The following is a 25,094-nucleotide window of genomic DNA, read 5'->3' on the forward strand; positions in this document are numbered from 1 at the left end:
TTGGACATGAGTCATCGCGCAGCGCGCCACCGCCGTGGCCGCCGTCGATAGCGCGCCGCCCGGACACGATGCGGGTCGACGCTCGACCGAAGATACGGAGGCACCCTCCGTTTAACAAGGGTCGCCCGCAAATATTTGGAATTCGTCAAAAGCCCTTGCGCTACCAACGCGATGCGGCCCTTTTGGGTTCGACGAGGGTTCAATCTAACCAATTCGTGATCTACATTGCCGCCATGGACGACCACGCCGATCACACCCGCAAGCCTCGCGCCGATGCCGTGCGCAATCGCGAGCGCGTGCTCGAAGCGGCCAAGCTGGTGTTCAATGCGGGCGGTTCGGAGGCGAGCCTGGAAGCCGTGGCGAAGCGGGCCGGCGTCGGCATCGGCACCTTGTATCGGCATTTTCCGACGCGCGAGGCCTTGTTCGAGGCGGTGTACCGGCGCGAGGTCGAGCAACTCAGCGAGCTGGCCGAGCAACTGAAGAATGCGAAGGATCCGGTCGAGGCGCTGCGACGCTGGCTGCGCTCGGGGGTCGAGTTCGTTGCGACCAAGAAGGGAATGATGGCAGCACTGGCGCTCGCGGTACAAAGCGGGTCGGAACTGCATGCCTTCTCCTTCGAGCGTCTGACCAAGGCGATCGGCTCGCTGCTCGACCGGGCGGTTGCGGCCGGCGAGATGCGCGCCGACATCGGCCCGGAGGATCTACTACGCGCCTTCTTCGGCATGTGCTACGTGCACGACCAGCCCGGCTGGCAAGAGACGGCGCTGCGCCTGCTCGACGTGTTCGTCGACGGCTTGCGCGTGCCGCCGCCCGACAAGGCCAAGGCGCGCGCGTCGAAGCCGGCGTCGAAGCGAAAGCGGTAGCGGCGTGTACGCATAAAAGAATGTCGGCTCGTGAAGGCCCAGTGGAAATCTGCTGATCGGCCAGAGCACTTCCGAGGGCTGAGCGAGAGAAGCGCCGCGGCGGAGCTGCCGAGGCAGCCTTTGTCTGCTGACCTTGTCACGCCGCGTGCCGACCGTCGGCCTTTAACCGGTGGCTGACGTCGATGGCCAGTGAGCAACGACCGCTAAAATGGGCACACCCAACAACAGAAAGGCGGCCACCCAAAACAATATGCCGATGAAGACTTCAACGAATGGATTTGATTTCATCCGCCAATGGGACAGGACTTTTCGGCCTGTGCTTTCGAACACCCCTTCGATCAAAAACGCCAATGATGCGCAGGATGATTTCGGCCATCGGCACTAGACAGGGTAGCGCCATTTCAACGCGCGGCGCAGGAAGAGCAAAGCTGCAATGATCGCGAGGGCGGCGAGCCAGAGGAAAGCTGGAACGGGCGACTGATCGTGTATGTGGGCGATGTACAACACGAGGCCCGACAGGACAGCAACCAGCGCGTTCGACACCCAAAACAACGGTGAGCGCCCAATTCCCGTTACTGCGAGTTCGGCGGCTCGTTCGCGTACTTTTGCTGCGCGCCACCAACAAAAGCCGGGAAATGCAAGAGCAATGAGCCAGTCCATCGCATCACAATCAATTCGATTTGCGTCGTTCGTCTTCGAACGGCGGACGACTGAGATGCCTCGTGAGGCGCCCTTCATTGCCCCACCCGTAGCGCTTAGCGAACGGAACGTACAGAAGGCCGGCTACGCCCAACCCTATCAGTACCATGATCAGGCTGAGGCCAAGGAACACGAACATGCTGGACGTGCCCCCGACGACGAGGGCGAGCATAAGGGTGGAACGAATGCTGAAAAGCGACATGCTCGCCAAAGTAGCATGAGGACGAACTTAGGTGGCAGCTCTCTGGCGAACAGGGTTTGCAGACCATTAAGTCAGCTTCTGGCCCATCGGCGCCCCTCAACCATCTCTGCTGTTGGTGCCGCCGTTGAGGGATCAGCGGGCATCCGGGGCACCAAGCCAAGCGCGTGATGAGTCCCCACCGCTGGCGCCGCAACTGTGCTAAAATCGCCTCCGCCGGGATCTCAACGCGGAGCCTGCCATGCGCATCGCAGCCTTGCTGATCGCTCTCATTGTTGCCTGTCATCACGCAGCGTTTGCCGGCGATGTCGCGGCGGCCCAAGGCGTCATTCGCGCCCAGGAGCAGGCCTTCATTCGCGACGATGCGGCGGCGGCCTATTCCTATGCGGCGCCGGCGATCAAGGAGATCTTTCCCGCACCCGACATCTTCATGTCCATGGTGCAGAGCGGCTACGCGCCGGTCTATCGTCACAAGAGTTTCGAATTCGGCGACAGCAAGACCGATAGCGACTGGATCGCCCAGCGTGTCCATATCGTCGATGCCAACGGCGAGGCCTGGGAGGCGCTCTACACGCTCGAACAGCAGGCGGACGGCAGCTACAAGATAACCGGCTGCTCGCTGCTGAAGGCGGGACAGTCCGTCTAGGTGGCAAACCCGCCCCCGTCTTGACCGAGCCCGTCCGCGCGCGGATCAAGAGCAGCACGACGATGCCGATGTTCAGCGCATTCCAGGCGACGCCGTTGGCGAACGCCGCCGCATACGAGCCGGTGGCGTCGAAGATGACGCCGGACACCCAGCCGCCGAAAGACATGCCGAACACGGACGCAAAGATCACGATGCCGACGCGGGTCGCCGCTTCGCTCGCAGGCATTGCCTCCGTACGATGATGGCATAGCTCGGCACGATGCCGCCCTGGAACAGGCCGAACATCGCGGAGGTCAGATACAGCGAGGTCAGGCTGTCGAAGAACAGATAGAACACCAGCGCAAAGCCCTGCGCCAGCGATCCCACCAGCAGCGTGTTGGTCGAGAGTTTGAGATCGACCCGCGGCGGCGGCGCATCGGCGTGATCGCGAACCTTGTCGTTCCCCATCTGCGCGCGCAGCACCAGCACCGTCATGAGGCCAGCGCAGACGACGCCAATGCTGAAATGGGTGAGATGGCCAACCGCAAGTCGAAGCGCGAGCGCTGATTGGACAATTTGTCCTGTTGAGCGACGCATCTCCTCGCACGAGTGTCTCACACCGATGTGAGGATGCGTTTTGCGCTCGATCAAGCCGCACCCGCCTCAGGAGATCTATCGGTATCCGTGGACCGGACCCGCTCGGATCTTCGATCGTGGTCGGCTGCATGGACCGAACGCATGTGCTTCAAGCTGGACGAATGACTCATGGCCGCATCCGGTCTGAGACGTAGCCTTACGATCGTACTCACGATCAAGATCGCAGTCATCCTTGGAGCCGCGATTTTCGTGTTCGCGCCGAGCAAGCGCCCTCGGATCGACGCCAGCGCCCTCGACCGCCAGTTTCTCGACCCCACGAACTCCGCCAATCAAGGACGCACGCAATGACATCGCTGGACGTCGTGTCGCTTTCACGGCTGCAATTCGGCCTGACCGCGCTGTATCATTTCCTTTTCGTTCCTCTGACGCTCGGACTTTCGATTCTGCTCGGAGTGATGGAGAGCGTCTACGTGATGACCGGACGCGCGATCTGGAAGGAGATGACGAAGTTCTGGGGCCTCCTGTTCGGGATCAACTTCGCGATGGGTGTTGCCACCGGCATCACCATGGAATTCCAGTTCGGCATGAACTGGGCCTATTACAGTCACTATGTCGGCGACATCTTCGGAGCCCCGCTCGCAATCGAAGGGCTGATGGCCTTCTTCCTGGAGGCCACCTTCATCGGTCTTTTCTTCTTCGGATGGGAGAAGCTGAGCGCCCTGCAGCATCTCACCGTCACCTGGCTCGTCGCGCTCGGCTCGAACATTTCGGCATTGTGGATCCTGATCGCCAACGGCTGGATGCAATATCCGGTCGGCGCCGAGTTCAATCCGGCAACCATGCGAATGGAAGTAACGAGCTTCATGGAAGTGCTGTTCAACCCGGTCGCACAGGCCAAGTTCGTTCATACCGTCAGCGCCGGCTACGTCACCGGATCGATGTTCGTGCTCGCGATCTCGGCCTACTACCTGCTCAAGGGACGACATGTCGAGTTCGCCAAGCGCTCGATGACCGTGGCGGCCAGCTTCGGCCTTGCCTCCGCCCTGTCCGTCGTCGTTCTCGGCGACGAGAGCGGATACACGGCCGGCGAAAACCAGAAGATGAAGATTGCGGCGATCGAGGCGATGTGGGAGACGGAGCCCGCGCCGGCATCCTTTACGCTGTTCGGATTCCCCAATCTCGAAAAGCACACCACCGAATATGAGGTGAAGATCCCCTGGGTGCTCGGATTGATCGCGACGCGATCCCTGGACAAGGAGGTGCCGGGCATCAAGGAGCTCGTCGCGCAGGCCGAGCAACGCATCAAGAACGGCCTCGTCGCCTACGACGCGCTCGAGAAGCTCCGTGCCGATCCATCCAGCGCAACCGAGAAGGCGCGCCTGGATGCAACGGCGGCGGATCTCGGCCACGCCCTGCTGCTCAAGAAGATCCGCCCCGACGTCCGCAATGCAACGCCGGAGGAGATCGCGAAGGCGGCGTGGAGCACCGTGCCGGCGGTGTCTCCGCTGTTCTGGAGCTTCCGCATCATGGTCGGGCTCGGCTTCTATTTCATCGCCCTGTTCGCGGTCGCCTTCGTGCTCGCCAGCAAGCGGCGGCTCGATCGGTACCGCCTCTTCCTGTGGGCGGCGCTGCTCAGCCTGCCTCTGCCCTGGATAGCGGCTGAGCTCGGCTGGATCGTCGCCGAGGTGGGACGTCAGCCATGGGTCATCGAGGGCGTGCTTCCGACCTTCCTGGCGGTGTCCAACCTTTCGGCCGCCAACGTCTGGACCACCCTGATCGGCTTCGTCGTGTTCTATTCGACTCTTGCGGTCGTCGACGTCTTTCTGATGGTGAAGACGGCCAAGGCCGGGCCCCAGGAGCCCCGCACCGAGCCGACCGTTCGTCTTGCCGCTGCCGAATAGGAGCATCACCGCCATGTTCGACTACGAAACCATGCGACTGATCTGGTGGGCACTGCTCGGGATTCTGTTGATCGGCATTGCCGTCATGGACGGCTTCGACTTCGGCGTCGCGATCCTGCTTCCCTTCGTGGCCAGGTCGGACGTCGAACGCCGCATCGTGATCAATACGGTCGGGCCCGTCTGGGAGGGTAATCAGGTCTGGTTGATCCTCGGCGGCGGCGCCATTTTCGCGGCCTGGCCGTTGCTCTATGCCACGGCGTTCTCGGGCTTCTATCTCGCGATGTTCCTGGTGCTCGCTGCACTGATCCTGCGTCCGGTCGCGTTCAAGTTCCGCAGCAAGGTCGACGATTTGCGATGGCGCGCAACCTGGGACGTCGCATTCTTCATTGCAGGCCTGGTGCCGGCGCTCATCTTCGGCGTCGCATTCGGCAACGTCATCGTCGGCGTTCCCTTCCGCTTCGACGACACGCTGCGAATGACCTACGAAGGCACCTTGCTGGGCCTGCTCAATCCGTTCGCGCTGGTTTGCGGACTGGTCAGCGTCGCCATGCTCACCCTGCACGGCGCCAACTACCTGGCCCTCAAGGCCGAAGGTCCGCTGGTCGCGCGGGGCATACGCATCGGGCGGATGGCCGCATTGGCAGCGCTCGCACTGTTCATCGTCGCCGGCATCTGGGTGGCCTACGGCATCGAGGGCTATTCGATCGCTCAGCCCATTCCCCATGACGGCCCGTCCAACCCGTTGCTGAAGACGGTGACGAAGGAGGCCGGTGCCTGGCTCGTCAACTATCGCCTGTTTCCGTGGACCAAGGCGGCCCCGATCGTGGCCATCCTGATGCTGGCGGCTTCCGCGCTGCTGCTCGGCAGGCAGCGCGCCGGGCTCGCACTTCTGGCCAGCGGACTCGGCATCGCCGCCATCATCGCGACGGCCGGCCTTTCGCTGTTTCCGTTCATGCTGCCGTCATCGCTCGATCCGCGCGCCAGCCTCACCGTCTGGGACACGTCGTCGAGTCTCCTGACGCTGCGGATCATGCTCGCGGCAACGGTGATCTTCCTGCCCGTGATCATGCTCTACACCGCCTGGGTCTACAGCGTGCTGCGCGGACCGATCAACGAAGCGTTCGTCAGGGACGACGGGCATTCGACGGTGTACTGACTGGAGACGACAATGTGGTACTTCTCGTGGATTCTCGGCGTCGCCTTCGCAGGGACCTTCGCCATCCTCAACGCGCTGTGGTTCGAGGCCAACACGCAGCGGGAACTCGGCGATACCGACACCGGACATCATGACTGAAGCGGACACCCGCACGCAGCCGTCCGTGCCGGTTCGTCGAACTTTCGCGCCGGCAGCTCCGGTCGACGCAGCCGGCAACGTTTGGGACGGAAGGCCTAAGTCGCGAAACCGGGACCGGTCTTCGTCGCGCTCATCCGCGAGCGGATCAGCAGCAGCACGACGATGCTGATGTTCAGCGCATTCCACGCCACGCCGTTCGCGAACGCCGCAGCGTAGGATCCGGTGGCGTCGAAGATGACGCCCGACACCCAGCCGCCGAAGGACATGCCGAACACGGAGGCAAAGATCACGATGCCGACGCGCGTCGCCGCCTCGCTCGCCGGCATCGCCTCACGCACGATGATGGCATAGCTCGGCACGATGCCGCCCTGGAACAGGCCGAACATCGCGGAGATCAGATACAGCGAGGTCAGGCTGTCGAAGAACAGATAGAACACCAGCGCAAAACCCTGGGCCAGCGATCCGACCAGCAGCGTGCGGATGCCGCCGATCTTGTCGGCGAGATAGCCGGAGCCGATCCGGCTGACGATGCCGCATGCCATCATCAAGGACAGCATCTCGGCGCCGCGCGCCACGCCATAGCCGAGATCGCCGCAATAGGCGACGATGTGCACTTGCGGCATGGCCATCGCCACGCAGCAGGCGATGGCCGCAATCGAGAGCAGCACCGTCAGTGTGTTGGTCGAGAGCTTGAGATCGACCCGCGGCGGCGGTGCGTTGGCATGATCGTGGACCGTGTTGCTGCCCATCTGCGCGCGCAGGACCAGCACCAGAATCGTCATCAGGCAAGCGCAGACGATGCCGATGCCGATATGCGTGTAGCGCCAGCCGATCTCCTGCGTGCCCCAGCTCACGATCGGCGGCCAAATCGCGCCCGCGACATAATTGCCGCTGGCGACGATCGTCACCGCCAGCCCGCGATAGCGCTCGAACCAGTGCGAGGCCTCCGCCATCAACGGGGCGAAGGTCGCCGCGGTGCCGAGCCCGATGAGGAAGTAGGCCGCCACGAACTGCCAGAGATGGCTCGACAGACCCGCGAGCACGTTGGCGACGCCGAGAAAGGCGATGCTGATCGCCATGGCCGGTACGATGCCGAACCGGTCGGTGATCTTGCCGGCGATCACCCCGCCAAGCCCGAAGCCGAACATCATGAGGGTGAAAGCCAGCGACACCGCGCCGCGCGTGGCGCCGAATTCGGCCTGCACCACGGGAATCACGACCACGACCGCCCACATGCCGACGGCGCCGATCGAGCCGATCAGCAGCGCAATGATCAGCCGCATCCAGGCCTGACGGGAATCAGGGCTGAATGATTGAGGCGTCTGCCCTGGATGATTTGGCGCGTGCACGGGCCGGACCATGGCCCGCGGATCGCCACAGGGTCAAGCATTGTGGCGCGATATTGGGCATGCGCGGTGCACTGCGGTAAGAAGGAGCTTGGCGACCGCGCAATTTGCCACTAGTTTGCAATCCGCGTGTGCACCTTTGCCGCGCGAGAGCATGCCGGCGGATGTTGCTGCGATTGACGCGATCGATGCGGATCAGGGTGGGGCGGATCATCGCCCTCGCCTACCTGTTCTGCGTGCTCGCACCGGCGGCAAGCCTTGCCTGGGGCAGCGCTGCGCCCTGCCTTGGCGACGAGGGTCTCGCTGACCTCGCTCCGACGCATCAACATATGGCTGCGAGCCATGGCGATGTTCCGCACGAGCATGCAGGAACACCCTCCCAGACCGCCGCGAAGGACGCACCTGCTCCGAATCATCACGACGGCAAGGGAACAGTGGGCCCGTGCTGTGCGATGATGTGCGTCAGCGCGCTGCCGGCCGATCTGCCCAGCGTCGCTACGCCGGTCCGCCCGATGTCGACCTGTGCGCCCGAGATCGCACCCAGCTTGCACAGCGCCGCGCCGCCCCAGCACTACCGCCCTCCCATCGCCTGATCTGACACGACGATTTCGGTTTCGATGCGCGCTTTTGCGCGCGCGGACCTGTGGTCTTTCAGATCGGGAATTAAGACATGGTTGCGCTTTCCGGGGCGAAATCTGCCGCATCTGCGGTGGGTGATCGACACTCTCATTTCATTTGGCTGCTGCTGGCCTTTGCCGCGCCGGCACTGTCCGGCTGTATGCCGGCAACGACGCACATGGCCAGCGCGGATCCTGCCGATCCGGCGGCGAAGGTCGCCCCAATCGGCTATCGCTCGACCATCGCGTCCTATACCAGCCTGCGCCCTGCGACGCTGGCGCCATGGCGTGGCCGCAACGAGGCGGTGACGCCGCAGCCGAAGCAAGAGCGGTAGGAGCGCGCCATGTCACAGCATTTTGCGCGAGGCCTGCTCGTGCTCGCCGCGCTCGGTCTTTCCGGCTGCGCCGCGTTCTCGCCCGACGGCGGCATGACTGACGTCTCGGGTGTGACGAGCCGGACCATCAACAAGGACGTCGCCTTCGTGCGCTCGGCCGAGGGCGCCGCCGCGGTCGACGCCCGCGTCCGCCAACTGCTCTCGCGCACGCTCAGCGGCGACTCCGCCGTGCAGATCGCGTTGCTCAACAACAAGGGACTGCAAGCCGCCTATAACGAGCTGGCGCTGGCCGAGACCGATCTCGTCGAGCAGAGCCTGCCGCCCAATCCCGTGTTCGCGATCTCGCGGATATCAGGCAACGGCGCCAGCGAGATCGAGCGCCAGGTTGTCGGCGACATCCTCGCGCTGGCCACCCTGCCGTTCCGTTCCGACATCGCCCGCGACCGATTCCGCGGAGCGCAGCTGCGCGTGGCCCTGGCGACGCTGCGACTCGCCGCCGACGTCCGCCGCGCCTATGTCCGCACTGTTGCCGCCAACGAGATGGTGGTGCTGCTAACTGACGCGAAGGCGACAGCGGAATCGACCGCACAGCTTGCGGTCCAGCTCGGCGAAACCGGCTCGCTCAACAAGCTCGACCAGGCCCGCGAGCAGGTATTTTATGCCGAGACCACCGCCGACCTTGCAACGGCACGCCAGGCGGCGGCGAGCGCACGCGAAAGGCTGGCGCGGCTGATGGGGCTGTGGGACGACGGTCTCGACTTCCGCCTGCCAGATCGACTGCCGCCGCTGCCGCGTCGGCCGCAGGCCTTGCCCTCGATCGAGACCGACGCAGTGGCGCACCGTATCGACCTGCAGATCGCACGGCTGGAGCTGGCCGCGCTGGCGAAGGCCCTGAACCTCACCGAGGCGACGCGCTTCGTGACGCTGCTCGATCTCGCCGGCATCTCCCGCCGCACCCAGGATCCGGAAGGGCCGCCCTTCCGCGAACGCGGCTTCGACGTGCAGTTCCAGATCCCGATCTTCGACGGCGGCGAGGTGCGGGTGCGGCAGGCCGCCGAGACCTACAATCTCGCCTTCAACCGCCTGACCGAGCGCGCCGTGAATGTGCGCTCCGAGGCGCGCGATGCCTATCGTGTCTATCGCTCCACCTACGACATCGCCGGCCATTACCAGCGCGAGATCATCCCCTTGCGGAAGATCATCACCGAAGAGATGCAGTTGCGCTTCTCCAGCATGCAGGTCGACATTTTCGCGCTGCTCACCGAGGCGCGACAGCGTCTGGCGTCGCTGCGCGGCGCGATCGACGCCAGGCAGCGATTCTTTCTCGCCCAGGCCGATTTGCAGACTGCCATCAACGGCGGTGGCGTGCCGGCGGCCGGCGGCGACAATCCAACCACCATCGCCGCGGCAGCGCCTGCCGGCGGCGGCCACTGAGATGGAGGCCAGCATGTTTTCCCGCCGAGGATTCTTAGGCAGCGCCGCGCTTGCCGGCGCGTCGGCCATCAGCGGCCGTGTCCAGGCCGCTTCGATTCCGGAAGCACCCACCATGGACAAGGCGGTGATGCAGCCGCCGCTGCATCCGAGCAGCGGCCCGGAATATCGCCCCGTGGTCACGCTCAATGGCTGGTCGCTACCGTTCCGCATGAACGGCGACTGGAAGGAATTCCATCTCGTCGCCGAACCCGTGGTGCGCGAATTCGCCGAGGGCATGAAGGTGAATTTGTGGGGCTACAACGGGCAATCGCCGGGCCCGACCATCGAAGCCGTCGAGGGCGACAAGCTTCGCATCTTCGTCACCAACAGACTGCCCGAATACACCACCGTGCACTGGCACGGCATGATCATTCCGAGCGGGATGGACGGCGTCGGCGGGCTGACCCAACCGCACATCCAGCCGGGCAAGACCTTCGTCTACGAATTCGAGATGAAGAAGAGCGGGACCTTCATGTACCACCCGCATTCCGACGAGATGGTGCAGATGGCGATGGGTATGATGGGCATGGTCGTCGTGCATCCGCGCGACCAGAGCTTCCGGCCCGTCGACCGCGACTTCGTCTTCGTGATGAGCACCTATCGCGTCGACCCCGGCACCTATCTGCCGCATGTCAACGAGATGACCGACTTCAACATGTGGACCTGGAATGCGCGGGTCTTTCCCGGCATCGATCCGCTCCCGGTCAGGCTCGGCGACAGAGCGCGCGTGCGCATCGGCAATCTCAGCATGACCAACCATCCGATTCACCTGCATGGCCACAGCTTTGCGGTCACCTGCACCGACGGCGGCTGGATCCCGGAGAGCGCACAGATCCCGGAGACGACCACCGACGTGCCGGTGGGAGCTGTCAGGGTGTTCGACGTGCTCGCCGACAATCCGGGCGACTGGGCGTTCCACTGCCACAAGTCGCATCACACCATGAACGCGATGGGACACGACGTGCGCAATCTCATCGGCGTGTCGCGCAAGGATCTCGCCAAGGCCGTCGGCAAGCTCGCGCCCGACGGCATGGCGATGGGCTCGACCGGCATGGCAATGGGCAACATGGAGATGCCTGCGCCCGACAACACGCTGCCGATGATGACCGGCACCGGCCAGTTCGGGCCGATCGAGATGGGCGGCATGTTCACGGTGATGAAGATCCGCGAGGACCTCGCGCGCGACGATTACCGCGATCCCGGGCCGTACAAATTCCCGCAAGGCACCGTCGCCTACGAGGTCACGGCGCCGGCCGCAGAGCCCGCCCGGCAAAAGCCAGGCGGCCCGCCAATGAAGAACATGAAGATGTGAGCGTTTCGATGAACCACCAACTGGAGACCACGATGAAGACCACCATCAAGCTCGGCCTCGCGCTAGCCGCGCTTTCGATCGCGCCGGCCTTTGCCCACGACAAGCACGGGCACGGGACCTTTTCGGCGGGCGAGCCCGGCGATCCCAACAAGCCCGCACGCACCATCGAGGTCCTGATGAACGAGATGGACTACACACCCGCGAGGATCGAGGTCAAACGCGGCGAGCAGGTCCGCTTCGTGCTGCGCAACGTCGGCAAGGAGGACCACGAATTCCTGCTCGCCACACCGAAGGAAAATCTCGCGCATGCGGTGGAGATGAAGAAGCACCCGCACATGGAGCACGACGATCCCAACGGTGTCCGGCTCGCGCCTAACAAGACGGCCGAGATACTTTGGAAATTCAGCAAGGCCGGCACATTCGAATTTTCCTGCCTAATTCCCGACCACCGCGACTACGGCATGGTCGGCCACGTCACCGTGAAGTAACGAAGGAGACTGCCATGAACCGCGTCATCCGTATCACTGCTGCGCTCGCGCTTGCTGTCGGCCTTGCGACCGGGACCCTCGCAGCCGAGGGCGCTTCGATCAGCGGCGAGGTGAAGAAGATCGACGAGGGCGCCGGCAAGATCACGCTGAAGCACGGACCGGCCAAGAGCCTCGGCATGGAGGACCCCATGACCATGGTCTACCGGGTCAAGGATCCCGCGATGCTGAAGCAGGTGAAGGTCGGCGACAAGATCACCTTCGAGGCCGAGGAGGCGGCGTCGGGGTACACGGTGACGAAGATGGACAAGGCGAAGTAGGGGCGATTTCCCTGGCACCCTTGAGTCGCCAATAGCTCCGTCATGGCCGGGCTTGGCCCGCCATCCACGCCTTTCCGCGCGGCACGGAGAACGTGGATGCCCGGGACAAGCCCGGGCATGACGAATTCTCCGCAATCTCCGCCCCGTTCTCTTCCCACCCTCCGTTAACCCTTTGCTAACCATACACCCGGCAAGAATTGCCGGGTGAAGTCGAGTGTCGTCAGCCGCGTAGAACGGGAGCTCCCGTGGACGCCAGTGCGGTGCCTCACTTTCGGAACGGCGGCCCATCGGCCGCCGCGCAGACGTTTGGGGCGCGCGGACGGCAGTCGCGCGGGGAGGCAGCTACCATGGTCGACGTCACGGCGGGACAGGGCGTAGGCACCGCGAAGCCCGGCATCCCCTCAATCAACGAGATCGTCAACATCCTCAAGCGCGGCGACATCGCGCTGGCGCTCGGCGTCCTCACCATCCTGGTGGTGCTGATCCTTCCCCTGCCCGCGATCGTGCTGGACCTGTTCCTGGCGATCTCGATCACGCTCTCGATTCTGATCCTGATGACGTCGCTGTTCATCCAGGCGCCGCTCGAATTCTCGGCCTTCCCGACCGTCCTCTTGATCTCGACCATGCTGCGCCTGTCGCTCAACATGGCCTCGACCCGCCTGATCCTGTCGCACGGGCACGAGGGCACGGCCGCCGCCGGTCACGTCATCGAAGCCTTCGGCAACTTCGTGATGGGCGGCAATTTCGTCATCGGCATCATCGTCTTCGCCATCCTGATCATCGTCAACTTCGTCGTCATCACCAAGGGTTCGGGCCGTATCGCCGAAGTCGCGGCGCGCTTCCATCTCGACGCCATGCCCGGCAAACAGATGGCGATCGACGCCGACCTCTCCGCCGGCCTGATCGACGAGAAGGTCGCCAAGGAGCGGCGCAAGGAGCTGGAGGACGAGAGCGGCTTCTTCGGCGCGATGGACGGTGCCTCCAAATTCGTCCGGGGCGACGCCATCGCCGGCCTCCTGGTCGTCTTCATCAACGTGGTCGGCGGCATGATCATCGGCGTGGCGCAGCAAGGCATGTCCTTCGCCGACGCCGGCCGCACCTACACGCTCCTGACCGTCGGTGACGGTCTCGTCACCCAGGTGCCGGCGCTGATCGTCTCGACGGCGGCCGGCCTGCTCGTTTCCAAGGCCGGCGTGTCCGGCGCCGCCGACAAGGCGCTGATGAAGCAGTTCTCCGGCTATCCGCAGGCACTGGCGATGTCCTCGGCAGTGATGCTGGTGCTGGCGGCCCTGCCGGGCATTCCGACCCTCCCGTTCCTGACGCTCGGTGCCGGCGCCGGCGCGCTGGCCTGGAACGCCCGCAACCGCAACCGCGCCACCGCCAGGGCCGACGAAGCCGCCAAGGCCGCGCCCGCGGCAGGTCAGCCCGGCGCGCCGGGGGCCGCTGCGACCGAAGAGCCGATCTCGGCCGCACTCAAGATCGACGACCTCAAGATCGAGCTCGGCTATGCGCTCCTGCCGCTGGTCAACGGTCCCGACGGCACCGATCGCCTCACCGAGCAGATCAAGGCGCTGCGCCGTTCGCTCGCCATCGAGATGGGTTTCGTGATGCCGGCGGTGCGCATCCTCGACAACGTCCAGCTCGAGGCCAACACCTACATCATCAAGATCAAGGAGGTCGACGCCGGCACCGGCAAGATCTGGCCCAACCAGTTCATGGTCATGGATCCCGGCGGCGGCCAGGTGCAGGTGCCCGGCATCCACACCACCGAGCCGACCTTCGGCCTGCCCGCGACCTGGGTCGACGCCAGCCTCAAGGAAGAAGCCTCTCTCAAGGGCTACACCGTGGTCGACGCAGCGACCGTGCTCTCGACCCACCTCACCGAGCTGCTCAAGGCCAACATGTCGGACCTGCTCTCCTATGGCGAGGTGCAGAAGCTTCTCAAGGAGCTGCCGAAGGAGCAGAGCGAGCTGGTCAAGGACATCGTTCCCGGACAGGTCACGGTCTCCGGCATCCAGCGCGTGCTGCAACTGCTGCTCGCCGAACGCATCTCGATCCGCGACCTCTCGACCATCCTCGAAGGTATCGCCGATTCGCTCGCCTTCTCGCGCAACCCCGCGACCATGGTCGAGCACGTCCGCGCGCGTCTGGCCCGGCAGATCTGCGCGCAGAACACCTCGTACGCCGGCTATCTGCCGCTGATCGCGCTGTCGGCGAAATGGGAGCAGGCTTTTGCCGAATCCATCATCGGCCAAGGAGAGGAGCGCAGCCTCGCGATGCAGCCCTCGAAATTGTCGGAGTTCATGACCGCCGTGCGCGAGGCGTTCGAGCGCGCCGCTCGCGAGGGCGAAGCGCCGGTGCTGGTCACCTCTGCGGCAATTCGTCCGTTCGTCCGGTCCCTGGTGGAGCGGTTCCGGGCCCAGACGACCGTGCTGTCGCAGGCCGAAATCCACCCCAGGGCGAGGCTGAAAACGGTCGGAAGCATCTGATTTGCCTTAAGAAGCCGTGTGTTTTTCAGCCACAGGCAAATGGTTTTTGAGTTCCCGGCGCCCTGTCGACCAAACGCTGCCAAGACGCCCAATCTGCAAACTATATCATTGAAATAATTATATAATCGAACGATCCCGGATCGCCTTCGATCGCGACCTTTCACGTCCTATCACGCTCTTGTGATCGCCCCTTGGGAACGAATCCCGCCAATACTAGGTTGTTGGGCACCGGAAGCATGAACCTGCCTGAACTGGCTGGCGACTACTTCGGGTAGGTGGCGGCAGGAGGCTTCCATGAACCACTCGATCTACAGCGCAGATCGCTCGACCCACTTGAAAATCGTGGTCGTGGCCCTCGTCGCGGGGATCGCGGTGGCAGGTCTCGGCATTACGGCGCGTTCGGGTTCGGATGAAGGTTTGACCCAGACCGCCCGCGTCATCAAGGCCGGCAAGCCGGTCGTTGTCACCAGTTCGGACACATCTCTCGTTCGATAAGGAGATCCAGAGTTTCAGGAATTCACGCGGCTCTTTACCAGCCCCCCAAAGTCGCCACGTGGATATGTAGACGACCCCAACCCCAAGTCGACTACAGAAAGCGCCCGCCCCCCACGGGCGCTTTCTCATGTCTGGGGGTATCTTGGGGCACACTCAGCCGACGTCCTCCAACCAGCATCAATCAGATTATCACCGCCCGCCATAAGTCGGCGGCGGCGCCTGCACGGTCGGCGCTGCGGCAGCGAACAGCTCGTCCTTGCTCCCGGTCAGCGGCGGATAGATCCGCTTGCGGTTGATGGTCTGCTTGGTCGCCTTTGCGGCCGCGCCGATGGCACGGACCTTGCGATCCCACCCCTCCGTATAGAGCGCACCCCAGCCGCCGAGATCGAGCACGGTGACGTACCAGTCGATCCGCAGCGGCAGCATGGGCAGGCCGACGAGATCGGCCACCACGTTGTGGCCTGCGAAGCGGCCCATGGGGCGGGCGAACTGACAGGACATCACGGTCGGATGCAACCCGTCGATCACGCTCGAAGCAATGTCGCCCGCCGCGAACACGCCGCCGACATCCGCAACCCGCATCAAGGGATCGACCAGAAGGCGCCCGAGGCGATCGCGTGCGCCCGGAAAGCTCGCTGCCAAGGGGCTTGCACGCATGCCCGCACACCAGATCACCGTCTGCGCCGCAATGAACTCGCCCGAGTTCAGGCGCATGCCAGCGGCCTCGATCGACACGACACGCACACCGAGCCGCGTCTCGATGTCGAGCGCAGCCAGGGCCGTCTCGACGACCGGGCGCGCATGCGCGCCGATCGTGGCGCCGACCGCTGGATTGGGATCGACCAGGATGATGCGGCGGCTGCCGCTGATGCCCGCACGCGCCAACCGGTCAGGCATCTCGGCTGCGACCTCGATGCCGGTGAAGCCGGCGCCGACCACCACCACCGTTGAACGTTCCGGACACGGCGCGCTGCGGCCAAGCGAAACCAGATGTTCTTCGAGGCGGAGCGCCGCGGCATAGGTATCGACGTCGAAGGCGTGCGCGGCAAGGCCGGGAATGTCGGGGCGCATCAGCTCGCTGCCGAGCGCCAGCACGAGGCGATCATAGCCCAGCGCCTCCTTGCCGCTGCTGGTGACGAGCGAGATCTCGCGCCGTACCGGATCGATGGCCTCGACCTCGCCGAGGCCGTGGCCGACACCGATCGGATCGAGCAGTTGCGGCAGCGGCAGCGCGACCTCGCCGAGATCGGCCTCGTAGTTGCGCACACGGATATTGTGATAGGGGTTGCGCTCGATGACACGGATCTCGATGTCGCGGTCGCTCGCGCCGATCTCGTCGCGCTTGCGCGCAGCGCCGATGGCCGCCCACAGGCCTGCAAATCCGGCACCGAGCACGACGATACGCGCCATGTCCGCCTGCACACCTTCCAGAGGATCCTGCGGTCTCGCCGCCTGGACAGACTAGCTCAACGGCCGGCGTCGACCAAATGCGGCAGCGCCCGCACCGCCGCACGAAATCGCGACTTACGCCTCGCGCAGCTCCGACGGCGTCGCCCCGAAGCGCTTGCGAAAGGCGCGATTGAAATAGGACAGATCGGAGAAGCCGGACGAATGCGCGATGTCGCTGATCTTGCGCGCCCTGGCGCGGGGATCACCGAGCAGCTTGCGGGCCTGGAGCAGGCGCTGCTCCAGCACGAATTCGGTGAAGGTCGTGCCGGCCTGCTCGAACAGGCGCTGTGCCTGGCGCGGGCTCAGTCCTGAGCGCGTCGCGACTTCGGCGAGGCAGAGGTCATTGCGGCCGAGCGAGGCCATCACGTCGGCGCGCATCAGATCGAGGCGAGCCGCCGCCTGCCCGCGGCCGTGTGCCCGGCTTGCATGCTCCGCATCGGTGCCGAGCAGGAGACCGACGAGATCGACCATATGCTGCGCCGTCAGGCGCTGGCCTACCGCATCGAGATGCGGCGCGTGGTTGGCGGCGAGCGCATGGTAGCGGAGGATGGTCTCGGCGACGGCGCCGTCGCAGAGCACCTGCGAGAGCTTGTCCTCGGCGCGCGGATTGATGTCGAGCAGCGCACGGCGCGGCATGCGAATGGTGGTGAAGCGGTCTTCGTCGGTGTGGCCGACGGTGCCGGTGATGCTCATGTCGACGAGCACCATCTGCGCGGGCGTGAGCTCCACGGTATGCCCATTCTGTCCGACGCGGACGAGCCCCGCATGCGCCGCGATCAGGACGAGGTCGTCGCTGCCGTCGGCGAGGTGGCTCTGCGTACGGGAATATTGCGCGGAGGCGCCTTCCGGAATGGCGAGCACGATGTTGTCGATGACGCTGACCTGGAGCCGGCAATCGATGCTGTCGCCCTGGCTCGGCCCAATGTCGAGGCCGCAACGACCGAAGGCCCGCCCGCGCCAGTCTTCGAACGCCGGGCCGTGCGGCAGCCCCGCATATTGGTGAAGGAAGATGCCCGGCGTTCTCGCTGCATCCATCTGATTCTCTCGCCCTCTCCGGCATCGCCGACTTCAAATTCCGGGGATTTGACGCCCGGGATCGGGCGGAGGTTCAAATCGCGGGTGGATTCGGAGGGAGTTGTCGGGATACGACGACGGGACGGACCGTGGCGACAATTCGTAGCCCGCATCGTCCGGCGATATCGGCTACGGAATTACTTCGTCGCGGGCGCCTGGGGCTGGGCCGGCGGCACGGTCTCGATCAGCTTGCCGGAAAACACCGGGGCCGAGGTGGGCTGGCCGTTCGGCGAGCCACCGGCCTGTTCGACGGTGACGGCGTAGGTGGCGCCGTTGACGACATCGGCATCGTAGGAGGCGAGCAGCGGACGCGCGGTGAAATCGCCGGCCCCGATGACGCCGAGCGAGCGCGGGCGCGGCAGCTTGTCCGAGATCAGCCAGAGCTCGAAACTCTTGCCGGGCTCCGGCGTCGCACCGACTTTCCGCACCGTGAAATTCCGCGTCGCGCCATCGATGGTAAGGATGAAGGCGGGGCCGCCGCCCTGGTCCTGCAGCAGCGCGACATATTGCGCGGAGGCGGCGAGCGGCGCGGCCGGAGTTTTCACCTCGACCGTCTGGATGCGGGGCGCAGGACGCAAGACGCCCGGCAGCGCATCAGGCAGGAATATCTGAAGCGACAGCGTCACGAGCAGCGCGGCCGCGAGCGCGCCGACGACGGATGCAATGTTGCGCCAGCGCTTCACGCGTCCCTCGAGGCGGATCACGTCACCATCGACGACCGGCGCCAGCTGTGCGCGCAAAACATTGATATCCGGAGCATGGACCTGCGGAATAAATTGCGGCGCGATGTCCGGGATGGCATCGGGTTCGGGGCGCGACGACCCGGGCTGCTCCGCGGCGGGATGCGATGTCTGCGGGAGCCCGTTCTCCGCGGAAGATTCCGACGTCGCAGCTTCCTCCGCGGGCAGGTCCGGCATGGGCGCAGGCGGCGGCGAAGCTTCGGCAGGTGCAGGCGGCTCCTGCGCAAGCGCGGTGCGCGCGATTTCGGACTTGATGTTCTCCCACACGACCGGACGCGGCTCGACCGAGCCGACCATCTGGTTGAGCGCGCCAAGTCGATAGGACCAGGACTGCACGATACCGGCGAACGCCTCGTCAAGCGCCATCATGGCCTCGACCTGCGCACGCTCATCGGCGTCGAGCGTACCGAGCGCGTATTCCGCGGCGAGCGCGATATGATCCTCCGTGTAGGCCATCAATTGCGGTCCCAGAACCATCCTCATCATCAGGCCATCACAGCCCGAGGCACTCCCGAATATCCAGCATGCTGCGCCGGAGCCACGTCTTCACCGTGTTGACGGGCGCGGCGAATTTCTCCGCCAATTGCTCGCGGCTCCAGCCGTTGTAATAGGCGAGAAGCACGAGCCTCTGACGGTCCGGCTCGAGCCGGCCGATACATTCCAGGAGCCGCTTCAGCTCCTCGGTCATCTCGCGGCGCGCCAGCGGATCGGGACTCTCGGCCGCGACCTCCATCGCCTGAGGCTCTTCCTCGATGGAGACTTCCGACTTCTTGCGCACGATGTCGATTGCGCGGTTGCGCGCGATCGAGGCCATCCACGTGATCGGCGACGACAAGGCCGAATTGAACCGGCCGGCGCTGTTCCAGATCTTGACGTAGGTCTCCTGGATGACCTCCTCTGCGAGATCCTGTCGGCGCAAGATACGGAGCACGACGCCATAGAGTTTCGCGCGCGTGGCGGCGTAGAGGCGCTCGAACGCGGCTTGATCGCCCTTCGCCACCGCCTCGATCAACTCGACCAGCTCCGCTGGCGTCAGCATTCAGCCCCCCAACGCGCGGCCTGCCGCTTCCTTTCACCTCTCCCCACCGGGGAGAGGTCGATTTGCGCAGCAAATCGGGTGAGGGGGCGCAGGGCAAATGGGGGACCGTCACCCCTCACCCGACGCTCCGCGCCGACCTCTCCCAAGGGAGAGGTGGACACCGCCGTCGCTGGCACAGCATTCATCGCGGCCACCATAGCGCGGGGCAAAGCCGACCACCAAGGGGCGCGGTGCCCCGCTGTGGACAGCACATACGAAAACCCGGACCTTGCGGGTCCGGGCTTGGCAAATTCCAACGTGGTCTGGCTGCCGGCCGGCTCAGGCTACCGCGCCGATGCGGGCCCGCATCAGGCCGATGCTGTCGAGGTCGGCCTGCTCACGGGCGTTTTCCTCGGCGCGCTCGCGGGCCTGGTCGCGCTCGTCCAGGAGCTCGACCTTCTTCAGTTCCTCGAAGGCCTCGGCCAGGGCGGCCTTGGCTTCGTCGAGCTGGCCCTTCAGCTCATCGGCTGAACGGGTCAGGTTCTCGCGGCGCTGGATCGCGGCCTTGGCATAGGTCGGATAGGCGAAGTGCGAGGGATCGTTGATCCCGGCACGCTCCTGCTCGGTCTGGATCTCGCGTTCGAGATCGACCGACATCCGCTGGAAGTCGGCGATCATGGTCTCGATCTGGGTGACCCGGCGGCGCTTCTCGTCGACCTGAAACTTCTTCAGGCGGATAAGCGTATCTCGTGACTTCATCGACTCGTACTCCCCAGAAGTCCCCCCGCTGCACGTGGGACGGCACCGGTCGCCCCCCAGGCCCGATTGAGGCCAAGACCGGCTCTGCTACTCTGTGGGAACGGATGATGACCTGACAAAGTTAGCGTTCCGTTTCCAAATTGCCGAGGATCTGCGCCAATTGGCGGTAGCCGTCCGCCAGGGATGCATTCTCGTCCTTGCGCTGGCGCAGGAAGGCCTCCAGCGGCTCGTGGAGCCGGATCGCCTCGTCGACCTCCGGGCTGGAGCCGGCGCGGTAGGCGCCGAGCCGGATCAATTCCTCCATGTCGGCATAGGTCGCCATCACCTGGCGCGCCCGCTGGATGACGGGCCAGAACTGCGGATCCGCCGATTTCGGCATGGTGCGCGAGACCGATTTGAGGATGTTGATCGCGGGGTAACGGCCGCGCTCGGCGATCGAGCGCTGCATCACGATGTGGCCGTCGAGGATGCCCCGGACCGCATCCGCGATCGGCTCATTATGGTCGTCGCCGTCGACCAGCACCGTGAAGATCGCGGTGATTGCACCCTCCCCCAGGCCCGGCCCGGCCCGCTCCAGCAGCTTCGGCAACTCGGTGAAGACGGTCGGCGTATAGCCCTTGGCTGTCGGCGGCTCGCCGGCGGACAGGCCGATCTCGCGCTGGGCCATGGCAAAGCGCGTCACCGAGTCCATCAGGCAGAGCACGTCCTTGTCCTCGTCGCGAAAATATTCGGCGATCGCGAGCGTCAGATACGCCGCCTGGCGGCGCATCAGCGCGGGCTCGTCGGAGGTGGCGACCACCACGACCGAACGCGCGAGGCCCTCCTCGCCGAGATCGTCCTGCAGGAATTCCTGAACCTCGCGCCCGCGTTCGCCGATCAGCCCGATGACACTGACGGCGGCATCGACGTTGCGCGCGAGCATCGAGAGCAGCACCGACTTGCCGACGCCGGACCCCGCGAAGATGCCCATGCGCTGGCCGCGGCAGCAGGTGAGGAAGGTGTTCATCGCACGCACGCCGAGATCGAGCGGCGCGCCGACGCGCTTGCGCGAATGCGCCGGCGGCGGCGTATTGCGGAACGGCATCGGCGAAGAGCCTTGCGGCAGCGGCCCCTTGCCGTCGATCGGCTCGGCCAGCGCATTGACGACGCGGCCGAGCCAGGCTGCGGACGGCCGCACCTGATTGGCGGCATTGGCAATCACCGCCTTGCAGCCGCGGCGCACGCCGTCGAGGCCGGCGAACGGCATCACGACGGCATTGTTGCCGGAGAAGCCGATCACTTCGCAGGGAATGGTGCGGTTGGCGCCGGTCTCGATCACGAGCCGTGCGCCGACGGACATGGCGTGAATCGGACCGGCCACCTCGACCATCAGGCCGCGGACCCCGACCACGCGGCCGTAAATATTGACACCGTCGATGTCGCCGATCTGTTCGGCAAGAGCCTTCATAAGGTGGTCGCCTTCGTCATCCGGGGCATCACGGTGAAAGCCTTAAGTTTCGCCACATTTCTGAACGGCGCTTAACCTCGTGTTTACCCGCATCATTAATCATTGCGTCACTGTCTTTGTGACTGAGCGTGACTCCCCTTCAGAAGAAGGCTGAGTCGCGGGAGTCGGTTAGGCCCGTCTCTTAAAGTGGAGCTTGAACGGAATCGGGTAACGAAAGCTGCTTCATACGCAAGACCTTAGGGCGATTCGGCAAAAATTGCACCGTGGGGACTTGCGTTCCAGAATCAGAGTTTGTTAACCATCTGTCGTCAGGATCCGAATCAGTTGTTCAAAGGCGTTTTGTTGAGTGCCGCGAATGCGGCCGACCTGACGCCCAGGAGCGGCGACTATGGGGAACTGGCATGCGCGTTTTGCTGATTGAAGATGACAGCGCCGTCGCGCAGTCGATCGAGCTGATGTTGAAGTCAGAGAGCTTCAACGTCTACACGACCGATTTGGGGGAAGAAGGCGTCGATCTCGGTAAACTATACGATTACGACATTATTCTCCTCGACCTCAATCTGCCCGACATGTCCGGCTACGACGTGCTCAAGCAGCTCCGGGTTTCCAAAATCAAGACACCGATTCTGATCCTCTCCGGCCTCGCCGGCATTGAGGACAAGGTCAAGGGTCTCGGCGTCGGCGCCGACGACTACATGACCAAGCCCTTCCACAAGGACGAGCTGGTGGCCCGCATCCACGCGATCGTGCGCCGCTCCAAGGGCCATGCCCAGTCGGTCATCCAGACCGGCGACCTCGTCGTCAACCTCGACACCAAGACCGTCGAAGTCGGCGGCCAGCGCGTGCATCTGACCGGCAAGGAATATCAGATGCTGGAGCTCCTCTCGCTCCGCAAGGGCACGACCCTCACCAAGGAAATGTTCCTCAACCACCTCTATGGCGGCATGGACGAGCCGGAGCTGAAGATCATCGACGTCTTCATCTGCAAGCTGCGCAAGAAGCTCGCCAACGCCTCCGAGGGCCGCAATTTCATCGAGACCGTGTGGGGCCGCGGCTACGTGCTGCGCGAGCCGCACGAGGCCGACGAGCGCATCCCCGCCTGATCTTCTGGGTTACGTCGCGAGCCTCCGGTCTCGCTCCTCCCAGCCTGGACCCCGCCGCAAATGGCGGGGTTTTTGTTTTTGTGGGCGCCTTCGCGCTTTCCCGAAAGCGCGGGATTGCCGCTATCGCATTTTGCAAGACCTGAGCGCGCGCCTCGTCCTTCGAGACGCGCGCAAGGGCGCGCTCCTCAGGATGAGGCTAAGAGGCAGTGGTGCTCGTTGAAACTGGCGCAGCTCACGCGGTCCTCATCCTGAGGGCCCGCCAATGGCGGGCGTCTCGAAGTATGGCCGCAGCGAAATCGGTGCAGCAATCCTGCTGATGCGACTTCATCCCTCACTAACGTTTGAACCACTAGCCTTCCCCTGCCGACGAATGGTCGCTGCACGATGGGGGAACGATGATCCTGCAATCACTCGCCGGCCTGCCCGCCTTCCTGGTCTATTTCTGCACCGGGTTGATCGCGATCGTGGCCTATCTGTTCGTCTACACCCGCATCACGGCCCACAACGAATTCCAGCTCATCCGCGACAACGAGCCGGCCGCGGCGATCGCGCTCGGGCTCAGCCTGCTCGGCTTCGTGGCGCCGCTGGTGAGCGCGATCGCGCATTCGGCCAACGTGCTGGACTGCCTGATCTGGGCGACCATCGCGCTCATCGTGCAGGTCATCGTGTTCTATCTCGTCAAGGTTCCGGTGCCGAACCTGTCGAAGCGCATCGATGCCGGCGAGCTTGCCCCCGCGATCTGGCTCGGCCTGTCCTCGCTCGCCGCGGGGCTGCTCAACGCCGCCAGCATGATCTACTGACATGGCCGACAAACCCTCCAAGAAGGACTTCGGCAAGCGCCGGCCGGTCGCCGAGCCGGCGCCGCCGCGCCCGCCGGTGAAGCGCTCCGGCCATGTCGCGCTTCTGGTGATGGGCACGCTCGCGGTCGGCACCACCGCCTACACCTTGATGCCGCGGCAAAATTGCGAACCCACGCCGGGCGCCGTGCCGGGGCAGACGACGACGACCTGCACTAGCAGCAGTTCTTCGGGCAGCAGCGGCTCGCGCTGGTCGTCGCGATCGAGCTTTTTCAGCAGCGACTCCTCGAGCCATCCCTCGTCAAGCACGTCGTCCGATGTCGGCCACAGCAGCGTGAGCCGCGGCGGCTTCGGCTCGTTCGGCCATGGCTTCTCGGGCGGCGGCTGATCCATGCAACGCATCGCCTGTCCCGAGCGTGACGACTGGCGGCAGACCGCCGAGCAATGCGGCTTCGTCTTCCACACCATCGACGGCGAACGCTATTGGGACGAGAGCGCCTATTACGGCTTCACGCTCGACGAGATCGAGCGCGGCATCGAGGCGCCGACCGGCGAGATCGACGCGATGTGCCTGGAGCTCGCCGGCCGCGTCATCGGCGACGAGCGCGACCTGCGGCGCCTGAAGATACCGGAAGCGTTCTGGAGCCTGATCGCCGAGAGCTGGGAGCGCGACGACCGCAGCCTTTACGGCCGGCTCGACCTGAAGTTCGACGGCAAAGGTCCGGCAAAGCTGCTCGAATACAACGCGGATACGCCGACCTCGATCTTCGAGGCCGCAGTGTTTCAATGGACCTGGCTCGAACAGGCGATCGAGCGGCGCATCATCCCGTCGCGCGCCGATCAGTTCAACTCCATCCATGAGCGGCTGATCGCGGCGTGGAAGGAGATCGCGGCCGGCCACCACGTCCATCTCACCGGCATCACGGGCAACGAGGAAGACGCCGGCACGCTCGCTTATCTCGAAGACACCGCGCGCCAGGCCGGGCTCTCGACCAGGCTGCTCGACATCGAAGAGGTCGGCTGGCGCGACGAAGGCGGCGGCTTCGTGGATCTCGACGATGGCGACATCGCGCTGGCCTTCAAGCTCTATCCCTGGGAGTGGATGTTCCAGGACGCGTTCGGTGCAAAGCTCAAGGACGCAACCACGCGCTGGATCGAGCCGCCGTGGAAGGCGGTGCTCTCCAACAAGGGAATCCTGCCGCTGCTCTGGGAGATGTTTCCGAACCATCCCAATCTGCTGCCGGCCTTCTTCGAGGACGATCCGCGCGCCGCGGAACTCGGAACGTCCTATGTCCGCAAGCCGCTGCTGTCGCGCGAAGGCGCCAACGTCACGCTGGTGTCCGGCGGGATGCCGCTCGACGAGCAGGCGGGTCCCTACGGCGCCGAAGGTTTCGTGCGCCAGTCATTGTCGCCGCTGCCGAACTTCTCCGGCTTCTATCCGGCGGTGGGAAGCTGGCTGGTGAACCACGAGCCCTGCGGCCTCTCGATCCGCGAGGACGAAAGTCCGATCACGGGCAACCACTCGCGGTTTCTGCCGCACGCGATCTTGTGAGATGGTTTTCTTCCTTCTCCCCTTGTGGGAGAAGGTGGCGCGATGTCCAGACCGGATAGATAGGTAACACAGTAGACCGGATGGATGGGTGACAGTTCTCTATCG

Annotated in this window: 26 protein-coding genes and 1 pseudogene; 18 read left to right on the top strand and 9 right to left on the bottom strand. The window is 64.6% G+C overall.

The window, feature by feature from the left end:
- Nucleotides 1–233 precede the first annotated feature (233 nt).
- Complete coding sequence (locus EDE08_RS35560) at nucleotides 234–863, top strand: TetR/AcrR family transcriptional regulator (RefSeq protein ID WP_165936369.1); 630 nt, start codon at nucleotides 234–236, stop codon at nucleotides 861–863.
- 208 nt (nucleotides 864–1,071) lie between these two features.
- Nucleotides 1,072–1,248 (top strand): hypothetical protein, encoded by a 177-nt coding sequence (locus tag EDE08_RS38760; protein WP_165936366.1) that lies wholly within the window; start codon nucleotides 1,072–1,074, stop codon nucleotides 1,246–1,248.
- On the opposite strand, the gene EDE08_RS35565 is transcribed toward EDE08_RS38760, so the two are convergent.
- Entirely contained in the window at nucleotides 1,245–1,601 is a 357-nt protein-coding gene (locus EDE08_RS35565; protein ID WP_245524984.1) for a hypothetical protein, read from the bottom strand. The two genes, EDE08_RS38760 and EDE08_RS35565, sit on opposite strands and share 4 nt — an antisense overlap.
- A 401-nt stretch (nucleotides 1,602–2,002) precedes the next feature.
- On the opposite strand from EDE08_RS35565, the gene EDE08_RS35570 reads away from it, so the two are divergent.
- Nucleotides 2,003–2,407: a DUF4864 domain-containing protein gene (locus EDE08_RS35570; protein ID WP_131874808.1), complete on the top strand. Its 405-nt coding sequence runs from the start codon at nucleotides 2,003–2,005 to the stop codon at nucleotides 2,405–2,407.
- 7 nt (nucleotides 2,408–2,414) lie between these two features.
- Here EDE08_RS35570 and EDE08_RS35575 read toward each other — a convergent pair.
- A pseudogene (locus EDE08_RS35575) lies at nucleotides 2,415–2,954 on the bottom strand (hypothetical protein); the annotation flags it as partial.
- Nucleotides 2,955–3,327: 373 nt separating this feature from the next.
- Here EDE08_RS35575 and EDE08_RS35580 point away from each other — a divergent pair.
- The 3 genes from EDE08_RS35580 to cydX are packed head-to-tail and all read left to right on the top strand — an operon-like array spanning nucleotide 3,328 to nucleotide 6,178.
- On the top strand, nucleotides 3,328–4,884 hold the full coding sequence (locus EDE08_RS35580) for a cytochrome ubiquinol oxidase subunit I (RefSeq protein WP_131874807.1): 1,557 nt from the start codon (nucleotides 3,328–3,330) through the stop codon (nucleotides 4,882–4,884).
- A gap of 13 nt (nucleotides 4,885–4,897) precedes the next feature.
- Complete coding sequence (cydB, locus tag EDE08_RS35585) at nucleotides 4,898–6,040, top strand: cytochrome d ubiquinol oxidase subunit II (RefSeq protein WP_131874806.1); 1,143 nt, start codon at nucleotides 4,898–4,900, stop codon at nucleotides 6,038–6,040.
- A 12-nt stretch (nucleotides 6,041–6,052) separates the two neighbouring features.
- Nucleotides 6,053–6,178 carry a cytochrome bd-I oxidase subunit CydX gene (cydX, locus tag EDE08_RS35590; protein ID WP_131874805.1) on the top strand — a complete coding sequence of 42 codons (126 nt, stop codon included), beginning with the start codon at nucleotides 6,053–6,055 and terminating at the stop codon, nucleotides 6,176–6,178.
- Between the two features lie 95 nt (nucleotides 6,179–6,273).
- Here cydX and EDE08_RS35595 read toward each other — a convergent pair whose 3' ends face one another.
- Nucleotides 6,274–7,539 (bottom strand): MFS transporter, encoded by a 1,266-nt coding sequence (locus tag EDE08_RS35595; RefSeq protein WP_131874804.1) that lies wholly within the window; start codon nucleotides 7,537–7,539, stop codon nucleotides 6,274–6,276.
- A gap of 173 nt (nucleotides 7,540–7,712) precedes the next feature.
- Here EDE08_RS35595 and EDE08_RS35600 point away from each other — a divergent pair, with 173 nt between their 5' ends.
- The 8 genes from EDE08_RS35600 (at nucleotide 7,713) to EDE08_RS35635 (ending at nucleotide 15,050) form a co-directional block, all read left to right on the top strand.
- The gene (locus EDE08_RS35600; protein ID WP_245524985.1) at nucleotides 7,713–8,117 is read left to right on the top strand and encodes a hypothetical protein; all 405 of its coding nucleotides are present in this window, start codon (nucleotides 7,713–7,715) and stop codon (nucleotides 8,115–8,117) included.
- 77 nt (nucleotides 8,118–8,194) lie between these two features.
- Nucleotides 8,195–8,476, top strand: a complete 282-nt coding sequence (locus EDE08_RS35605; RefSeq protein ID WP_131874802.1) for a hypothetical protein — start codon at nucleotides 8,195–8,197, stop codon at nucleotides 8,474–8,476.
- Between the two features lie 9 nt (nucleotides 8,477–8,485).
- Nucleotides 8,486–9,910, top strand: a complete 1,425-nt coding sequence (locus EDE08_RS35610) for a TolC family protein (protein ID WP_131874801.1) — start codon at nucleotides 8,486–8,488, stop codon at nucleotides 9,908–9,910.
- A 13-nt stretch (nucleotides 9,911–9,923) separates the two neighbouring features.
- The gene (locus EDE08_RS35615) at nucleotides 9,924–11,261 is read left to right on the top strand and encodes a copper oxidase (RefSeq protein ID WP_131874800.1); all 1,338 of its coding nucleotides are present in this window, start codon (nucleotides 9,924–9,926) and stop codon (nucleotides 11,259–11,261) included.
- A gap of 32 nt (nucleotides 11,262–11,293) precedes the next feature.
- Nucleotides 11,294–11,749, top strand: coding sequence for a cupredoxin domain-containing protein (locus tag EDE08_RS35620; RefSeq protein ID WP_165936370.1), 456 nt, complete (start codon nucleotides 11,294–11,296; stop codon nucleotides 11,747–11,749).
- A gap of 14 nt (nucleotides 11,750–11,763) precedes the next feature.
- Nucleotides 11,764–12,066: a copper-binding protein gene (locus EDE08_RS35625; protein ID WP_131874798.1), complete on the top strand. Its 303-nt coding sequence runs from the start codon at nucleotides 11,764–11,766 to the stop codon at nucleotides 12,064–12,066.
- Between the two features lie 347 nt (nucleotides 12,067–12,413).
- The gene (gene flhA / locus EDE08_RS35630) at nucleotides 12,414–14,555 is read left to right on the top strand and encodes a flagellar biosynthesis protein FlhA (RefSeq protein WP_165936367.1); all 2,142 of its coding nucleotides are present in this window, start codon (nucleotides 12,414–12,416) and stop codon (nucleotides 14,553–14,555) included.
- Nucleotides 14,556–14,849: 294 nt separating this feature from the next.
- Nucleotides 14,850–15,050 (top strand): hypothetical protein, encoded by a 201-nt coding sequence (locus tag EDE08_RS35635; RefSeq protein ID WP_131874796.1) that lies wholly within the window; start codon nucleotides 14,850–14,852, stop codon nucleotides 15,048–15,050.
- A gap of 189 nt (nucleotides 15,051–15,239) precedes the next feature.
- Here the strand turns inward: EDE08_RS35635 and EDE08_RS35640 are convergent, their stop codons facing one another.
- The 6 genes from EDE08_RS35640 to fliI form a co-directional block, all read right to left on the bottom strand.
- Entirely contained in the window at nucleotides 15,240–16,460 is a 1,221-nt protein-coding gene (locus EDE08_RS35640; RefSeq protein WP_131874795.1) for an NAD(P)/FAD-dependent oxidoreductase, read from the bottom strand.
- Nucleotides 16,461–16,574: 114 nt separating this feature from the next.
- Nucleotides 16,575–17,534 carry a helix-turn-helix transcriptional regulator gene (locus EDE08_RS35645; RefSeq protein ID WP_131874794.1) on the bottom strand — a complete coding sequence of 320 codons (960 nt, stop codon included), beginning with the start codon at nucleotides 17,532–17,534 and terminating at the stop codon, nucleotides 16,575–16,577.
- 176 nt (nucleotides 17,535–17,710) lie between these two features.
- Nucleotides 17,711–18,769, bottom strand: a complete 1,059-nt coding sequence (locus tag EDE08_RS35650; RefSeq protein ID WP_131874814.1) for an anti-sigma factor — start codon at nucleotides 18,767–18,769, stop codon at nucleotides 17,711–17,713.
- Between the two features lie 37 nt (nucleotides 18,770–18,806).
- Nucleotides 18,807–19,352: a sigma-70 family RNA polymerase sigma factor gene (locus tag EDE08_RS35655; RefSeq protein WP_061879405.1), complete on the bottom strand. Its 546-nt coding sequence runs from the start codon at nucleotides 19,350–19,352 to the stop codon at nucleotides 18,807–18,809.
- Nucleotides 19,353–19,670: 318 nt separating this feature from the next.
- Nucleotides 19,671–20,090, bottom strand: coding sequence for a flagellar export protein FliJ (gene fliJ, locus EDE08_RS35660; RefSeq protein ID WP_011084990.1), 420 nt, complete (start codon nucleotides 20,088–20,090; stop codon nucleotides 19,671–19,673).
- A gap of 121 nt (nucleotides 20,091–20,211) precedes the next feature.
- On the bottom strand, nucleotides 20,212–21,537 hold the full coding sequence (gene fliI, locus EDE08_RS35665) for a flagellar protein export ATPase FliI (RefSeq protein ID WP_131874793.1): 1,326 nt from the start codon (nucleotides 21,535–21,537) through the stop codon (nucleotides 20,212–20,214).
- A 401-nt stretch (nucleotides 21,538–21,938) separates the two neighbouring features.
- On the opposite strand from fliI, the gene ctrA reads away from it, so the two are divergent.
- The 4 genes from ctrA (at nucleotide 21,939) to EDE08_RS35685 (ending at nucleotide 24,989) form a co-directional block, all read left to right on the top strand.
- Nucleotides 21,939–22,640: a response regulator transcription factor CtrA gene (gene ctrA / locus EDE08_RS35670; protein ID WP_016848562.1), complete on the top strand. Its 702-nt coding sequence runs from the start codon at nucleotides 21,939–21,941 to the stop codon at nucleotides 22,638–22,640.
- Between the two features lie 395 nt (nucleotides 22,641–23,035).
- The gene (locus EDE08_RS35675; RefSeq protein ID WP_131874792.1) at nucleotides 23,036–23,440 is read left to right on the top strand and encodes a DUF350 domain-containing protein; all 405 of its coding nucleotides are present in this window, start codon (nucleotides 23,036–23,038) and stop codon (nucleotides 23,438–23,440) included.
- A 1-nt stretch (nucleotide 23,441) separates the two neighbouring features.
- On the top strand, nucleotides 23,442–23,825 hold the full coding sequence (locus tag EDE08_RS35680) for a hypothetical protein (RefSeq protein ID WP_131874791.1): 384 nt from the start codon (nucleotides 23,442–23,444) through the stop codon (nucleotides 23,823–23,825).
- Nucleotides 23,826–23,828: 3 nt separating this feature from the next.
- Nucleotides 23,829–24,989, top strand: coding sequence for a glutathionylspermidine synthase family protein (locus EDE08_RS35685; protein WP_131874790.1), 1,161 nt, complete (start codon nucleotides 23,829–23,831; stop codon nucleotides 24,987–24,989).
- Nucleotides 24,990–25,094: the final 105 nt, after the last annotated feature.

Source organism: Bradyrhizobium sp. R2.2-H (assembly GCF_004346455.1).
Classification (GTDB): Bacteria; Pseudomonadota; Alphaproteobacteria; order Rhizobiales; family Xanthobacteraceae; genus Bradyrhizobium; species Bradyrhizobium diversitatis.

Excerpts from the sequence above, each read along its gene's own strand:
- EDE08_RS35560 (WP_165936369.1), top strand. The coding sequence starts at position 234 with ATGGACGACCACGCCGATCACACCCGCAAGCCTCGCGCCGATGCCGTG.
- EDE08_RS38760 (WP_165936366.1), top strand. The coding sequence starts at position 1,072 with ATGGGCACACCCAACAACAGAAAGGCGGCCACCCAAAACAATATGCCG.
- EDE08_RS35565 (WP_245524984.1), bottom strand. The coding sequence starts at position 1,601 with ATGAAGGGCGCCTCACGAGGCATCTCAGTCGTCCGCCGTTCGAAGACG.
- EDE08_RS35570 (WP_131874808.1), top strand. The coding sequence starts at position 2,003 with ATGCGCATCGCAGCCTTGCTGATCGCTCTCATTGTTGCCTGTCATCAC.
- EDE08_RS35580 (WP_131874807.1), top strand. The coding sequence starts at position 3,328 with ATGACATCGCTGGACGTCGTGTCGCTTTCACGGCTGCAATTCGGCCTG.
- cydB (WP_131874806.1), top strand. The coding sequence starts at position 4,898 with ATGTTCGACTACGAAACCATGCGACTGATCTGGTGGGCACTGCTCGGG.
- cydX (WP_131874805.1), top strand. The coding sequence starts at position 6,053 with ATGTGGTACTTCTCGTGGATTCTCGGCGTCGCCTTCGCAGGGACCTTC.
- EDE08_RS35595 (WP_131874804.1), bottom strand. The coding sequence starts at position 7,539 with ATGGTCCGGCCCGTGCACGCGCCAAATCATCCAGGGCAGACGCCTCAA.
- EDE08_RS35600 (WP_245524985.1), top strand. The coding sequence starts at position 7,713 with ATGCGGATCAGGGTGGGGCGGATCATCGCCCTCGCCTACCTGTTCTGC.
- EDE08_RS35605 (WP_131874802.1), top strand. The coding sequence starts at position 8,195 with ATGGTTGCGCTTTCCGGGGCGAAATCTGCCGCATCTGCGGTGGGTGAT.
- EDE08_RS35610 (WP_131874801.1), top strand. The coding sequence starts at position 8,486 with ATGTCACAGCATTTTGCGCGAGGCCTGCTCGTGCTCGCCGCGCTCGGT.
- EDE08_RS35615 (WP_131874800.1), top strand. The coding sequence starts at position 9,924 with ATGTTTTCCCGCCGAGGATTCTTAGGCAGCGCCGCGCTTGCCGGCGCG.
- EDE08_RS35620 (WP_165936370.1), top strand. The coding sequence starts at position 11,294 with ATGAAGACCACCATCAAGCTCGGCCTCGCGCTAGCCGCGCTTTCGATC.
- EDE08_RS35625 (WP_131874798.1), top strand. The coding sequence starts at position 11,764 with ATGAACCGCGTCATCCGTATCACTGCTGCGCTCGCGCTTGCTGTCGGC.
- flhA (WP_165936367.1), top strand. The coding sequence starts at position 12,414 with ATGGTCGACGTCACGGCGGGACAGGGCGTAGGCACCGCGAAGCCCGGC.
- EDE08_RS35635 (WP_131874796.1), top strand. The coding sequence starts at position 14,850 with ATGAACCACTCGATCTACAGCGCAGATCGCTCGACCCACTTGAAAATC.
- EDE08_RS35640 (WP_131874795.1), bottom strand. The coding sequence starts at position 16,460 with ATGGCGCGTATCGTCGTGCTCGGTGCCGGATTTGCAGGCCTGTGGGCG.
- EDE08_RS35645 (WP_131874794.1), bottom strand. The coding sequence starts at position 17,534 with ATGGATGCAGCGAGAACGCCGGGCATCTTCCTTCACCAATATGCGGGG.
- EDE08_RS35650 (WP_131874814.1), bottom strand. The coding sequence starts at position 18,769 with ATGGCCTACACGGAGGATCATATCGCGCTCGCCGCGGAATACGCGCTC.
- EDE08_RS35655 (WP_061879405.1), bottom strand. The coding sequence starts at position 19,352 with ATGCTGACGCCAGCGGAGCTGGTCGAGTTGATCGAGGCGGTGGCGAAG.
- fliJ (WP_011084990.1), bottom strand. The coding sequence starts at position 20,090 with ATGAAGTCACGAGATACGCTTATCCGCCTGAAGAAGTTTCAGGTCGAC.
- fliI (WP_131874793.1), bottom strand. The coding sequence starts at position 21,537 with ATGAAGGCTCTTGCCGAACAGATCGGCGACATCGACGGTGTCAATATT.
- ctrA (WP_016848562.1), top strand. The coding sequence starts at position 21,939 with ATGCGCGTTTTGCTGATTGAAGATGACAGCGCCGTCGCGCAGTCGATC.
- EDE08_RS35675 (WP_131874792.1), top strand. The coding sequence starts at position 23,036 with ATGATCCTGCAATCACTCGCCGGCCTGCCCGCCTTCCTGGTCTATTTC.
- EDE08_RS35680 (WP_131874791.1), top strand. The coding sequence starts at position 23,442 with ATGGCCGACAAACCCTCCAAGAAGGACTTCGGCAAGCGCCGGCCGGTC.
- EDE08_RS35685 (WP_131874790.1), top strand. The coding sequence starts at position 23,829 with ATGCAACGCATCGCCTGTCCCGAGCGTGACGACTGGCGGCAGACCGCC.